Here is a 12,238-nt window from a genome sequence, read left to right as displayed (position 1 = left end):
TCAGTGCCTTCCTGAAGATGTATCGGAGCTGTCCTTCGATGAAGCGCTATCGCGCATACTGGCATGTCCGCCATCGGGCGGGCGATCCGCTTTGTTCTCGTCATCATCACGACCGTGGTCACCATGACCGCCGTGCATGAACTTATGCATTAAGGGACACAGCAGTAGAAGGCCCAACGGCAACCAGCGCAGCGATCCCGCGAGATGAGCACGGTGCTCCGCAATTAGGTAAAACGCTGCCAGCGCTAGGAAGACCCAGAGAGTCCAGCGCCGGCGCTTAGGCGAGGTGTGGTTGATAGACATGGAAGTGCCCTCTGCGAATGGCGCCGGGATGGCGAGCAGTTTTGGAAGGAGTCGATATCGACGTAAGGCTTACATTTGTAGCAATTTCATTGCGTTTAGCCCGGATGCGCCTCGGGTCTTCATCGCCTAGACTGGCGGTTCGTGCGCGCACACTGGGTTCGCACGGTCGAAACCGGCTTGAGCCATGTGGGTCATACTTCCCCGCTCCCTCGTGCGATCCGAAGTAACGGCGGCTCAAGTACGTACCGCTTTTCTTAATCTTTCTCGAGATGCCCGACGTTGAAACGACCCACTCGGTTAGTCGTTTCATGCGCACATCTCCTAATTAGTTCGAAGTTGAAATCCGGTAAGCCCGGCGCGGTATGGACTGAATTGCACTGAACAACGGTTTCAATATATCTAAGCGCCCCTTTCAATCCGATGACTCCACAATTACATTTTTGTAATCACAGCAAACAGAACCACTCGTTTGGGGTGGACTTCCACGAACAGCTCAAGCATCAAAGCGCTTATTCACGGCTTGGTGAAGCCCGTTTGTCCTCGTTTTAACCGTGCTGAATCGGCCTACGGGCTATAGTCACTGGTGATTCTCTACTCTGCGACCTCCGCTTTCGGTTTTTTCAAACCGACCACCGGGCGAGACTGGCGAACATTCAAGGCGTTTACGGCATTCGTTGTAGCTTTGTTCGTGGAAATGTATGGCTTCCCACTGACGCTTTACCTGTTCTCAGGATGGCTTCAGAAGCGCCTCCCAACCGACGAGCCACTGTCGCACGACGGTTGGCCACTCGTGGTCGACGCTGTTCGAGTCGAAAGTAGATCTGCACTTCGGTGAGTTGCACACGACTAGCTAGTTTTTCCTGGAATATGGTTTCTATCTGCTGTCCGGCTTGGAGCGCGCCGAAATCGATCGCTATCCGGAACCGGGATAGAATCGGTAGCGATATTGCTTGACCTTGTCACGATGGGAAGGTTTATCTTGTTATTGGCAGAACGCAATGTGGGACTGCCGGGTAGAGGAAACCGAGGCGACCTACCGGCTCACCCTACCCTTCGGATCGAATTGACACCTAAGGAGTAACGTATGGAACAAATCGAATTTAAGGTAGCAGGAATGACTTGCGGCGCCTGCGTCGCCCGAGTGACCCGGACACTTCTCAGCATACCTGGGGTGCGTAACGCGGAGGTGGACCTTGCGCGGGGCATGGCGCGCGCCCAAGTGGACGACATCGCTGCGGTACAACCTGCCTTGCTACAGGCTCTCGCGGCGGCGGGCTACCCTTCTGAGCCGCTGACCGGCAGCGCAGTCAGTGTGGAAGGCACTCAAGGAGCCGCCCCGGGGGGCTCTAGCAGCGACCCTCGAGCAAACCGCGGGGGATGCTGCTGCGGGCACTGAGCCTGGCGAAGTAGTTGGTCGATATTTCGCCGAACACGCTGATGGCCTCCCGTATCCTAGAAAGACTAGACTCAGCCATCCCAATTGGAGATCCTACACATGAACCATCATCCGTCCGACCCCGAGCACCTGCGGCCATCTACCTCGTTTTGGGCGCGTCCGGGGGCCAAGGCTTGGATTTCCCTCGTCCTAGTGACGGGTTTTTACCTACTGCGGGAGCATTGGGGGCATATCGCCGGTTGGTGGCCTTATTTACTCCTTGCAGCCTGTCCGCTGATACATCTGATGCATGGGCACGGCGGACACCAACATGGCAATTCGAGCGAACCAGATTTGACGCAGCGCGACGAAACAACCGAAGGTAAATAAGATCGCTGCTGCTGGCAACGGTGACTATCCGCCCGAGGAGGCGGCGATAACGTCGCCGCTAAAGCGCCCAGTGCGTAGTTACCTTTCAGAACCGCCAGTCGATCTACTTACTTAATAGTTAACTGTTGTAAGTCGCGCGATCTCGATCCCGAGGAAGTTTGATCTCAAAAACTATTTGCCCATCCTCATTTTTTGCAGTAATGGTGCCGCCATGTGTGTCAATAATCGATTTGACAATGGCTAGGCCTAAACCGGCTCCGTCGCCCTTACGTTGGCGTGAAGGATCCGCGCGGTAAAATCGGTCAAACAATCTGGGAAGATGTTCGGAATTAATCATTAGTCCCGGGTTTTTTACACAAATAATCACCATATCGTTGCTGTTCACTGCTAATGAAACTGTGACTGCGCGCCCCTCAGGGGTATAGCGTATGGCATTAGATAAAAGATTGGTCAGGGCGCGGCGTATCATCAAGCTATCGCCCTGAATACGTAAGACTGGTCCTTCGCGTATCAATGAAACAGAGCGTTCTTCAGCCCATGCCTCGAAGTAATCAAATAGACCTTGCACTTCCGCAGCCAGATTCACACTGACCAGCTCAGGTTTGAGCTGGTTATTATCGGCTTGCGCCAAAAACAGCATATCTGCGACCATTTTGGCCATACGTTCGTACTCTTCCAGATTCGAATACAGAATTTCGCGATACTGCTCAATGCTACGTGCTTGGGATAGGGCAACTTCCGTTTGTGTCTTCAAATTGGTGATCGGGGTACGCAGTTCATGGGCGATATCAGCCGAAAAATTGGAGAGCCGTCGAAAGACCCCTTCAATTCGCTCGAGCATGTCGTTAAACGACATCGCTAACTCGGTCAATTCGACTGGTACTGTCTCAGGGGCGAGTCGGATATGCAATTGATCTGATCTAATGCGTCCGATTTCCTGGCTAATGCGTCGAATTGGCGCATGGCCTTGATAAACAGCAAACCATGTCGCCAAAATCGCAACCAAGCACGCCGCCACCGTAATAATTCTCAAGTAGCTACGGAAGCTTTCAAGATAGTGCAAATGGAAATTGATCTCGGTGGCAACCGCTATGGTTAAGGGCTTTCCGTCTGGAAAGCCCTTTTGCATGAGCTGCACAACAGCACCTCTGTAGGTTTGTCGCTTATCTCGCCAGATTTTTACCGAGTCAAGATCTATCGTGTCCGTAATGGGAGCCAATCGTGCAAAACCATCAAGATTCGAATTAGGCGTAGCGTAAATCACATTTCCGGTAAGGTCCGAAATGCGAAACTGCGCATTATGGTGACCTGATATCGCCGCGGCCAACTGTTGCCTCAGCGCATTTGGTTCTTGACTGGCTGGCGGTCCGGAAAGTGACTTCGCCAGAGATTGAACAACAGCATTAAGTTCATCAACATCCTGCTGAACAAAGTGGCTATTAATGGATCGTTCGACCATCCATCCAAACGTAAGAAGCACCACCGTTATGACTGCTCCGATGGATATCGTCAGGCGCAGGGCCAGGGACACGGGACGACGTGCCATCATTCAGCTCGGGCTGCTGACATCAAGCATGTAACCCATGCCGCGAACGGTATGGATTAGCTTGGGTTCAAAGGCGTCGTCGATTTTAGCGCGCAGGCGCCGAATCGCCACGTCAATGACATTGGTATCACTGTCAAAATTCATGTCCCACACTTGGGAGGCTATCAGGGACCGTGGCAATACCTCGCCTTGGCGGCGCACCAATAGTTCGAGCAACGCGAACTCTTTGTTGGTTAGATTAATGCGTACCTCTTGCCGCGTTGCCCGCCGACGAGGGATGTCCAGCACGAGGTCGGCCACTTGCAATTGATCATGAAAGATTGACGTGGTTCCTCGGCGCAGTAAGGTACGCACTCGCGCGAGCAGTTCCGAGAAAGCAAAAGGCTTAATCAAATAATCGTCGGCACCCAGCTCCAGGCCCTTGACCCGGTCTTCCACGCTATCGCGCGCCGTCAAGAACAATACTGGTGTAGTCGATTTCGCTTCGCGCAAGGCTTGAAGAATACGCCAACCGTCAACATCCGGCAGCATGACATCCAGGATGATCAAATCATAGTCTTCAGTCAGCGCAAGGTGATGCCCGTCCAGGCCCGTACGAGCCAGATCGACCACAAATCCAGACTCCATCAAGCCTTGGCGCACATACTCGCCGGTTTTTATCTCATCTTCAACGACGAGTAGTTTCATGGGTCACTCCTGCAAATTCCTTCTGTTTTGCGCCTGAATCAAAGGCGGCGCTCTGACCTGGCATCGTCAGAATTCATAGCAAGACTCTACCCGCGCGAAGCTGACAGCACGATGACTGGAGAATTACAAAATTGTAATCTGCCGATTGCAGACAAGTTTCTCTTGAACAGCGGAGCGGCGGTGAATTTGCTCAAACGTTGTGCAGGAATGTGCGAGCATCTGCGAAGCATGCGTTCAAGAATGTAGTCAGCATCAGATGAAGCATTATCAGCATCGCGCCGAAGCGTGTCGAAAATGCGTAGAAGTGTTTGAGTAAATGGCTCACTGAGCGCTGATTGAAGACGACCTACCCCCTAACCGAAAAGGTCGAAGTGAACTGGGAAAATCAGGGCCAGCCCGTTTAATGTATCTGACCCATTAAGCCTTGAGCACCGGCGTATACCCAACTTCTCGAATGGCGCGTTCGATGACATCCAGATTGGATGACCCCTCCACACGGACCAAATGTTGGGAAAGATCAATGTGAACGGATGCCGTCGGGACGGTTTCCTTAACGGCACGAGCGATCGTATCCACGCAATGGCCACACGTCATATCCTTCACTTCAAACTCAATCATTGCACTCTCCTAAAGTAAAAGACACCTTAAACCTTCCTACGGTAGCAATGTCAAGCCAGCCCTTAGCTATATTTACCCGTATTACTAAATTATTGTCCGAGTTTCCCCAGGCAATCAAGAGGACACCATCTCTACTTCTGTGACAGTAACGAAAAATTTCATCATCACGATCACGCAGTGAGCAAACATGACAAATATGTAATGAGAGCGTAATCGGACTGACAGCCTGGGTTCGCTACAGTGCATTGGGTACTACCCCTTTATCACTGTCGGGTAGATCTGAAGCAACCTGCCTATTTGAAGGAAACGATGATGAAATGTGATGTAAAAACCATGCTGAAGGCGGCTCTTGGCCTAGCTGTCGCCATTGCCGTGGCGTACGCGACTTTTCCCGCCGCCCGTGAATGGCTTACCGCCAGCGCCCCATTTTTGTTCTTTCTAATTTGTCCCTTGATGATGTTTTTCATGATGAAAGGTATGCACTCCTGCGACAAGGACCAAAGGGCGGGAAAAACCCAAGCCGACCAAGCTCCCTCCACACCATCGGTCGGACACTCGCCGCTCAAAGACTAGCCGGCTCGCAGCCGTCCTACCCTACCCATAGCGGACTCCTGATGGGGTAGCACTTAGATTTACGGATATCACGTGATGAGTTCTAAAACGATTTTTACCAGCCTGGCGGCAACAAGCGTTGGCACGCTATTGATGTTCGGCGGAATCGGCGTAGCAACCGCAAGTACCGATCCATCCGTAGCCGATGTACAAGCCATAATGACTTTGGCACAGGCTGCGCCGATTGAACTCACGCACGTGCACGGGCTTGCCTATAGCACAGACGGTAAACAGTTGCTGATCCCGAGCCATCATGGCATCGCGGCGTATTCGAATGGTCAATGGACAAAGATGGCCGGCCCCGAGCATGATTACATGGGATTCGCCACCACCCGCGGGGCGTTTTACAGCAGCGGGCATCCCGCAACAGGCTCGAAGCTAATTAATCCGTTCGGCCTCATCAAGAGTACGGATGCGGGAAAAACTTGGCGACAGTTGGGGCTGGAAGGAGAGTCCGATTTTCATACCTTGGCCACAAGCTATGAAACCGATGCGGTGTACGTCCTGAATTATGGGCCTAATACCCGGATGCCCCAAGCTGGGCTGTATATGACTCAAACAGACGGCCTGGCATGGACGCGGGCAGCCGCTAACGGCCTAAGGGCCAAAATTAATAGCTTGGCGGTGCACCCGCGCGATGTCAACGTCGTTGCCGTGGGCGCTGCCGACGGGTTGTACTTGTCTCGTGACGCGGGCAACCATTTTGAGCCATTGGTCCAGAGCGCGCAGGTACTTGCGCAGTGGTTCGATCTGGATGGCGAGCACCTCTGGGTTAGCAGTTATGCAAATGTCCCCGTGCTAAGTCGCATGGACCTGAAGGACGGCGGAGTTATAGAAAAAATCGAGCTTCCCGCACTAGATGAAGACGCGGTGGCCTTTATTGCTCAAAACCCTACCCGCCACGAAGAACTTGCGATCGCGACCTTCAAGCGTAGCGTCTATATCAGTCAAGATCGTGGTGCGACCTGGCTACAGATTGCTAAAGGTGGCACGACGCTCGATAAGTAATCTCCTGACATCGTATCGTTTGGCATTCACATAGCGTAAAGCAATTTGAGTAGTTTCATGAGTAATAAACTGATAAAAATCATTGTGATCGCACTGGCGGCGATTGGACTCATAGCCGTTTTTGCTTTTGTCGGCATGGGAGCCATGATGTTTTGGATGATGGGCACTTAACGCGAGCGTTACACGCTTAAGTGCCTCCCTGCTGCCAGTATCGAAAATGCAACCACACAGCCCAACCTGAAGAATACCTATGCATTACAAAAATGTAATGCCGGCGTCATTGGGCCGACATGCACATTTCGTTAAAGTGCTAGTCATCAATTTAATTTGAGGCTTTGATCATCGAAGGATGATTGATGTCTGCCTCTTTCGACTTTGGGATACGCTCACGTGAAACACCTGCTACCGTCCTCGCTTGCACTACCTATACTGCCCCGTCGCCGATTCGTTCAGGGCCTAGCGGCCGGCGGCGTATTGTTGGGTTTATCGCCCTTTGCCCGAGCTGCTGGGAGTCCGTCCGCCAAGACGAGCACCGGCTCAGCCGCTGTGCTGACGGGGACCGAGTTCAACTTGGAGATCGGTGAATCGCCCGTCAACTTCACCGGCAATCCACGCATGGCGACAACAGTCAATGGCTCGCTTCCTGCGCCTACCTTACGCTGGCGCGAAGGCGATACGATCACTATTCGCGTCAAGAACCGCCTCAAGGAAGCCACCTCCATTCATTGGCACGGTATCATCCTGCCCTTCCAAATGGATGGCGTGCCAGGTATCAGTTTTGCGGGCATCGCCCCAGGGGAAACGTTTACCTACCGATTTAAAGTCGAACAAAGCGGCACGTACTGGTATCACTCGCACTCAGGGATGCAGGAGGCGACCGGCGTTTATGGGGCGATCATTATCGACCCGGCACAAACCGACCCCATACGCGCGGATCGGGAGTACGTCGTTCAGCTCTCTGACTGGACCGACGAGGACCCGATGCGAGTCCTGTCCAAACTCAAGATGCAAGGCGACTACTACAACTACAACCAACCCACCGCCATTGATTTCTTCCAGGATGCCTCGCGAGATGGCCTAAAAGCGGCTATCGATAAGCGCAAGATGTGGAACGAGATGCGCATGAGTCCGACCGATTTGGCTGACCTGTCCGCGAACGTGCTGACCTACCTGATGAACGGTACAACACCAGCGGGCAACTGGACGGGGCTGTTTCGTGCCGGAGAACGGGTCCGCCTGCGCTTTATCAACGGTGCGGCCAATACCTTTTACGATATACGCATTCCCGGCCTTCAGTTGACCGTGGTCCAGGCTGACGGCGTGAACGTAGAGCCTGTAACGGTCGATGAGTTCCGGTTTGGGCCTGGGGAGACCTATGACGTGCTGGTACAGCCTAAAGACGACGTTTACACCGTATATGCGCAAGCCATGGACCGCACCGGATATGCCCGCGGCACGCTGGCTACGCGTGCCGGTCTCGAAGCGCCAGTGCCGGCGCTTGACCCTGCAGAATGGCTCACCATGGCGGACATGATGGGTGCTATGGGTGGGGGCATGGCGGGAATGAACCATGGCGCGCCTGGCCAATCGTCCATGGGCGGTATGGACCACGGCAATATGGCAGGGATGAACCATGGCAGCATGCAGGGAATGAATCACGCAGGCATGGCTGGCATGGATCATGGCGCAATGGCAGCGGCTGGCGCGAGCACCCAAGTGCGCCACGCCAAGACCGAGTATGGCCCAAGTATCGATATGCGGGTCGACATGCCGCGCACCAACCTGGACGATCCCGGCATTGGGCTGCGCAACAACGGCCGCCGAGTATTGACGCTATCGGACTTGCACACCGTGGGTGGCGCGATGGATCCGCGCGGTGCAGAGCGTGAAATCGAGCTGCACCTCACCGGCAATATGGAGCGCTATACCTGGTCGTTCGACGGCGTTGAATATGGAAAATCGACGCCAGTCCATTTCCGCTACGGCGAGCGGGTCAGAGTCATATTGCACAACGACACCATGATGACGCACCCGATGCACTTGCACGGTATGTGGAGTGAGCTGGAGGCCCCCGACGGCAGCTTCCAAGCTCGCCGTCACACAATTCCCGTGCAGCCGGCGCAACGCATCAGCTTTCTCGTAACCGCCGATGCACTGGGTCGCTGGGCTTGGCACTGCCATCTGATGCTGCATATGGATGCGGGGATGTTTCGCGAAGTGGTGGTGGCATGAGCTCAATAAACGAGAAGAAGGGAATCTTGACCGTGAATACCCATATAAGAAAACGCATTCTTGGAGTCGCCATCGCAACGCTCGGTGCAACTCCGCTTTTTGCCTACGCCCAAGCGCATGATCCCCATAGCGGCCATACCGCCATGCCGGCCAGCTCGGCGCCTGCCGATGCAGCAAGCATGCCTGGCATGGATCACAGCAAGATGAATATGCCTGGCATGGACCATGGCACGATGAAAATGAAGCCGACCACCGCGCCTAAGCCAGCAGAGTCCATGCCGGGTATGAACCATGGCCAAGCCAACACAGGTGCGACGGCCCCTGCTCACGATATGGGAGCAATGGATATGGGCGGTGGCGAAATGGACCACGGCGATATGCAGATGCAAGGCGGATCGGCGCCACCCGATGCCCGCGATCCGGATGCCTACTCCGATGGCTACGTGCGTAACGCGGGCAAGTATGCGTTGCCACCCTCAGATGCGCTGATCATGTCGGACATGCACAACTTCGGTTCCGTGAACTTCGACCGATTGGAGTACGTCAGGGCGCGTGGCGAGGAGTGGGCGGCCTACGAAGGGGAGGCCTGGTACGGCAGCACCTATAACCGCGCCGTCATCAAAGCGGAAGGCGAAGTAGCGAGCGGAAAATTACAGGAATCCGAGACGCAGTTGCTGTGGCGTCATGCGGTTTCAACGTTCTGGGATACGGAACTGGGCGTGCGATTCGACCATGCTCAGGGCGCGCCCAACCGGGAATGGCTGGCATTCGGCTTTAAAGGACTTGCGCCTTACTGGTTCGAGGTGGATGCCACCGCCTATGTCGGCTCCAGCGGACGAACCGCTCTGGGGCTGAAGGCGGAGTATGACATTTTGCTTACCCAGAAGCTCTACCTTCAACCAAGCGTGGAAGTAAATTTCCACGGCAAGGACGATGAACGCTGGGGCATTGGCAGCGGCCTGACAGACGGTACTGCGGGCTTGCGTCTCAAATACGAAGTCACGCGTCAGTTTGTTCCTTACGTTGGCGTGGAATGGTCCAGCAAATTCGGAAAAACGGCGGATTACGCGCGCGCGGCGGGCGACTCCAAGCAGGAAACCCGTTTCGTGGCCGGTTTGAGTTTTCGCTTTTAACTGTTGTACCAGGGAACATCAAGCCTGATGCTCTTATTTTTCCCTTATCCAAAAGTGATTTTGATGAAAAAGACACTATCTATACTGATATTAAGCACATTACCCGCCCTGGCATTAGCCGCCGGAAGCCATGGTGGAGGTCATGAGATGAAAGACGGCACCATGATGCAAGGTCATGATATGTCCAGCATGAACAAAGGTGACTCGGCTGTGGGACAACCTGGCGACCCAGCCAAGGTAACACGTACGATCGAGCTTGTCATGGACGATACCATGCGTTTTTCTCCAAGCGAGTTCAACGTGGAGCCCGGCGAGACGGTCCGTTTTTTCATGAAGAACAACGGCAAGATTCCTCATGAAATGGTGATCGGCTCCGTTGCAGAACTCAAAGAGCATGCCGCCATGATGCAAAAAATGCCGGGAATGAAACATGCCGAGCCCAACATGATCACGGTCAATCCTGGCCAAAAAGGTGGTCTCGTCTGGCAGTTTCCTCAGGCCGGAACCGTTGACTTTGCCTGCCTTCTTCCTGGGCACATGGAAGCGGGCATGATCGGTAAGGTAAAGGTCGGATAAGACGACCTAAAGGCAGCGCTTAATGGCCTGATTACTCATCCACTTCGTGATGGATTTCCAGGTAGGGCAGCTATGATGCGTTCCTCAGAGCGGCAGCACTGCGTATGCAGTGCTGCCGATGCTTATTTCTCCCACACGAATCACAGTCGATCCAGCCACAAAAGGCGAACCGCGCTCTAGCATTATCCAAATATTTTCTATATGACATGCATACGATATTAAAAAGCCTGCTTCTCGTCTTCGGCTACCTTATGAATACCGCCGTGGCATCGGAGGTCAGACAGACTTCTATCATCGAAGGCCCCGTTCACACGCTCGGCAAACACGCACATAAAGCAACTCCTCGGCTCGAGAACTTGCGCAAGATGTTTCTTAACACGCCACTGAGCGAACGCGCGCGTATCAATTCAGCCTTTGGCTACCGACTGCATCCCGTATCGGGCAAGTGGGCAGGCCATCAAGGTCTTGACTACCCTGCCCCAAAAGGAACCCCCATCCGCGCAACGGCTCAGGGAAAAATCTCTTTCATTGGCGTCCAAAATGGATATGGCAAAGTGATTTTCATAGAGCATGATGATGAGTATTCCACTGTCTATGCGCATCAAAGCCGTTTTAAGAAAGGCCTAAGAAAAGGTGTCAGCATAGAAAAGGGACAAATCATTGGCTATGTCGGTTCAACCGGAACATCCAGTGGCCCTCATTTGCATTATGAGCTGCGCGTCAACAATCAACCGGTAGACCCCATCCAAGAAAAACGGCAACTTGCCTCCTATGTCCAAAGATGAAGTTACCTTGTGCGGCCGGCGTAGCCTTGATCGTGCAACAAAGTGAGTGGGATAGTTCCAATGGCAATAACTGTGAAAAAAGCGGGCGTGATTACCGGAGTGCTTGGTTTACTGGCCCTCGGTGCCGGCTTGTTCATGAATGAACCCTTGATGAGCTCAAGATCGGCATTTATTGACCCTTCCGATCGAGAGCACGTGGCCATCGGCAAAAAAATCTACGCCAATAATTGCGCATCGTGCCATGGCGCAAAGTTGGAGGGCCAGCCTGACTGGCGTATCCGTCAAGCCAATGGTCGTTTGCCTGCGCCGCCGCATGATGAGACCGGGCACACTTGGCATCATCCCGATGCCGTTTTAATTGACATTACTAAAAATGGCCTGGTCCCTGGCGTGACAGCCCCATCCGAGTATGTGAGCGATATGCCCGCCTATGGCAAGTTGCTGACCGATCACGACATCCGGGCTGTGCTCGCTTATATCAAAAGCTCCTGGCCAAAGCAGGCGTTAGCGGCCCAAAAAGAAATCACGCAACAACGGCCACAGTAACTCATTGGGCGCGCTAGCCGTTTATTTTGCTTTACGCAACCGCAAGGCGTTCGTAGCCGCTGCGGCCATTGGCTTGGCGTCGTTCGTAATGGTGACGCTCGGTGTCATGGTCGGCCGGTTGATCGGCAATGTGGCCGGCAAGTGGGCGGAGATTCTTGGCGGGTTGGCATTAATGGGCGTTGGTACGGTCATTCTGTATGAACACCTCACCATGTAAGAAGCAAATGAACTTGGGCGACGCTAAAGAGGGATACCCCAGCAGATTGCAGCGATCCGCGGCACGATACATGGCCTAATGATTAAGGTGCTGGAAGGCCAAATTCGGGAGCACATCGCTGCGGCGGGTTTGTCAGCGGCAGAACGCGAACAGGGGGTCAACCAGCTGGCTAAGGTGCTGCGATCCTACCTAAAGTAAAGCTCCAGGGTG

16 protein-coding genes and 1 pseudogene are annotated in these 12,238 nt (G+C 53.8%); 13 read left to right on the top strand and 4 right to left on the bottom strand.

Translation table 11 applies throughout. The annotated features are described in order from the left end of the window. Positions 1–303 (bottom strand): DUF2933 domain-containing protein, encoded by a 303-nt coding sequence (locus tag CKA81_RS04535; protein WP_102071065.1) that lies wholly within the window; start codon positions 301–303, stop codon positions 1–3. A gap of 580 nt (positions 304–883) precedes the next feature. Here CKA81_RS04535 and CKA81_RS17240 point away from each other — a divergent pair. The 3 genes and pseudogenes from CKA81_RS17240 to CKA81_RS04525 all read left to right on the top strand — a co-directional run. Beyond that, a pseudogene (locus CKA81_RS17240) lies at positions 884–1,154 on the top strand (isoprenylcysteine carboxylmethyltransferase family protein); the annotation flags it as partial. 233 nt (positions 1,155–1,387) lie between these two features. Next, positions 1,388–1,699 carry a heavy-metal-associated domain-containing protein gene (locus CKA81_RS04530; RefSeq protein WP_102075705.1) on the top strand — a complete coding sequence of 104 codons (312 nt, stop codon included), beginning with the start codon at positions 1,388–1,390 and terminating at the stop codon, positions 1,697–1,699. Between the two features lie 99 nt (positions 1,700–1,798). Beyond that, complete coding sequence (locus CKA81_RS04525) at positions 1,799–2,068, top strand: DUF2933 domain-containing protein (RefSeq protein ID WP_102075706.1); 270 nt, start codon at positions 1,799–1,801, stop codon at positions 2,066–2,068. A 118-nt stretch (positions 2,069–2,186) separates the two neighbouring features. On the opposite strand, the gene CKA81_RS04520 is transcribed toward CKA81_RS04525, so the two are convergent. Both CKA81_RS04520 and CKA81_RS04515 read right to left on the bottom strand, forming a co-directional pair. Further along, entirely contained in the window at positions 2,187–3,617 is a 1,431-nt protein-coding gene (locus CKA81_RS04520) for a Cu(+)/Ag(+) sensor histidine kinase (RefSeq protein WP_228255787.1), read from the bottom strand. Continuing rightward, positions 3,618–4,301, bottom strand: a complete 684-nt coding sequence (locus tag CKA81_RS04515; protein ID WP_128354238.1) for a heavy metal response regulator transcription factor — start codon at positions 4,299–4,301, stop codon at positions 3,618–3,620. Between the two features lie 199 nt (positions 4,302–4,500). Here CKA81_RS04515 and CKA81_RS17520 point away from each other — a divergent pair, with 199 nt between their 5' ends. Next, positions 4,501–4,617 carry a four-helix bundle copper-binding protein gene (locus CKA81_RS17520; protein WP_158609129.1) on the top strand — a complete coding sequence of 39 codons (117 nt, stop codon included), beginning with the start codon at positions 4,501–4,503 and terminating at the stop codon, positions 4,615–4,617. A gap of 101 nt (positions 4,618–4,718) precedes the next feature. Here CKA81_RS17520 and CKA81_RS04505 read toward each other — a convergent pair whose 3' ends face one another. Further along, entirely contained in the window at positions 4,719–4,919 is a 201-nt protein-coding gene (locus CKA81_RS04505) for a heavy-metal-associated domain-containing protein (protein WP_123661200.1), read from the bottom strand. Between the two features lie 309 nt (positions 4,920–5,228). On the opposite strand from CKA81_RS04505, the gene CKA81_RS17515 reads away from it, so the two are divergent. The 9 genes from CKA81_RS17515 to CKA81_RS17510 all read left to right on the top strand — a co-directional run bounded on the left by CKA81_RS17515 (position 5,229) and on the right by CKA81_RS17510 (position 12,226). Further along, positions 5,229–5,492, top strand: coding sequence for a DUF2933 domain-containing protein (locus CKA81_RS17515; RefSeq protein ID WP_394342546.1), 264 nt, complete (start codon positions 5,229–5,231; stop codon positions 5,490–5,492). 75 nt (positions 5,493–5,567) lie between these two features. Beyond that, a complete protein-coding gene (locus CKA81_RS04495; protein WP_128354237.1) occupies positions 5,568–6,539 on the top strand; it encodes a F510_1955 family glycosylhydrolase in 972 nt (323 codons plus the stop codon). A gap of 390 nt (positions 6,540–6,929) precedes the next feature. Continuing rightward, positions 6,930–8,771: a copper resistance system multicopper oxidase gene (locus tag CKA81_RS04490; RefSeq protein WP_128354236.1), complete on the top strand. Its 1,842-nt coding sequence runs from the start codon at positions 6,930–6,932 to the stop codon at positions 8,769–8,771. A gap of 5 nt (positions 8,772–8,776) precedes the next feature. Then, entirely contained in the window at positions 8,777–9,904 is a 1,128-nt protein-coding gene (locus CKA81_RS04485; RefSeq protein WP_128356551.1) for a copper resistance protein B, read from the top strand. Positions 9,905–9,967: 63 nt separating this feature from the next. Continuing rightward, positions 9,968–10,480: a cupredoxin domain-containing protein gene (locus CKA81_RS04480; RefSeq protein ID WP_164878338.1), complete on the top strand. Its 513-nt coding sequence runs from the start codon at positions 9,968–9,970 to the stop codon at positions 10,478–10,480. 251 nt (positions 10,481–10,731) lie between these two features. Next, positions 10,732–11,265, top strand: coding sequence for a M23 family metallopeptidase (locus CKA81_RS04475; protein WP_164878337.1), 534 nt, complete (start codon positions 10,732–10,734; stop codon positions 11,263–11,265). Between the two features lie 60 nt (positions 11,266–11,325). Further along, a complete protein-coding gene (locus tag CKA81_RS04470) occupies positions 11,326–11,811 on the top strand; it encodes a c-type cytochrome (RefSeq protein ID WP_128354233.1) in 486 nt (161 codons plus the stop codon). A gap of 4 nt (positions 11,812–11,815) precedes the next feature. Further along, positions 11,816–12,028, top strand: a complete 213-nt coding sequence (locus tag CKA81_RS04465; RefSeq protein ID WP_128354232.1) for a manganese efflux pump — start codon at positions 11,816–11,818, stop codon at positions 12,026–12,028. A 78-nt stretch (positions 12,029–12,106) separates the two neighbouring features. Continuing rightward, positions 12,107–12,226 (top strand): metal-sensitive transcriptional regulator, encoded by a 120-nt coding sequence (locus tag CKA81_RS17510; protein WP_148062194.1) that lies wholly within the window; start codon positions 12,107–12,109, stop codon positions 12,224–12,226. Positions 12,227–12,238: the final 12 nt, after the last annotated feature.

It is taken from the genome of Pollutimonas thiosulfatoxidans (assembly GCF_004022565.1).
Classification (GTDB): Bacteria; Pseudomonadota; Gammaproteobacteria; order Burkholderiales; family Burkholderiaceae_B; genus Pusillimonas_D; species Pusillimonas_D thiosulfatoxidans.
This window is presented reverse-complemented; position numbering and strand designations above follow the sequence as displayed.

Bases quoted from the DNA above. Each gene is read 5' to 3' on its own strand.
- CKA81_RS04525 (WP_102075706.1), top strand. From the start codon at position 1,799: ATGAACCATCATCCGTCCGACCCCGAGCACCTGCGGCCATCTACCTCG.
- CKA81_RS04535 (WP_102071065.1), bottom strand. From the start codon at position 303: ATGTCTATCAACCACACCTCGCCTAAGCGCCGGCGCTGGACTCTCTGG.
- CKA81_RS04530 (WP_102075705.1), top strand. From the start codon at position 1,388: ATGGAACAAATCGAATTTAAGGTAGCAGGAATGACTTGCGGCGCCTGC.
- CKA81_RS17510 (WP_148062194.1), top strand. From the start codon at position 12,107: ATGATTAAGGTGCTGGAAGGCCAAATTCGGGAGCACATCGCTGCGGCG.
- CKA81_RS04480 (WP_164878338.1), top strand. From the start codon at position 9,968: ATGAAAAAGACACTATCTATACTGATATTAAGCACATTACCCGCCCTG.
- CKA81_RS17515 (WP_394342546.1), top strand. From the start codon at position 5,229: ATGATGAAATGTGATGTAAAAACCATGCTGAAGGCGGCTCTTGGCCTA.
- CKA81_RS04470 (WP_128354233.1), top strand. From the start codon at position 11,326: ATGGCAATAACTGTGAAAAAAGCGGGCGTGATTACCGGAGTGCTTGGT.
- CKA81_RS04515 (WP_128354238.1), bottom strand. From the start codon at position 4,301: ATGAAACTACTCGTCGTTGAAGATGAGATAAAAACCGGCGAGTATGTG.
- CKA81_RS04475 (WP_164878337.1), top strand. From the start codon at position 10,732: ATGAATACCGCCGTGGCATCGGAGGTCAGACAGACTTCTATCATCGAA.
- CKA81_RS04495 (WP_128354237.1), top strand. From the start codon at position 5,568: ATGAGTTCTAAAACGATTTTTACCAGCCTGGCGGCAACAAGCGTTGGC.
- CKA81_RS04505 (WP_123661200.1), bottom strand. From the start codon at position 4,919: ATGATTGAGTTTGAAGTGAAGGATATGACGTGTGGCCATTGCGTGGAT.
- CKA81_RS04520 (WP_228255787.1), bottom strand. From the start codon at position 3,617: ATGATGGCACGTCGTCCCGTGTCCCTGGCCCTGCGCCTGACGATATCC.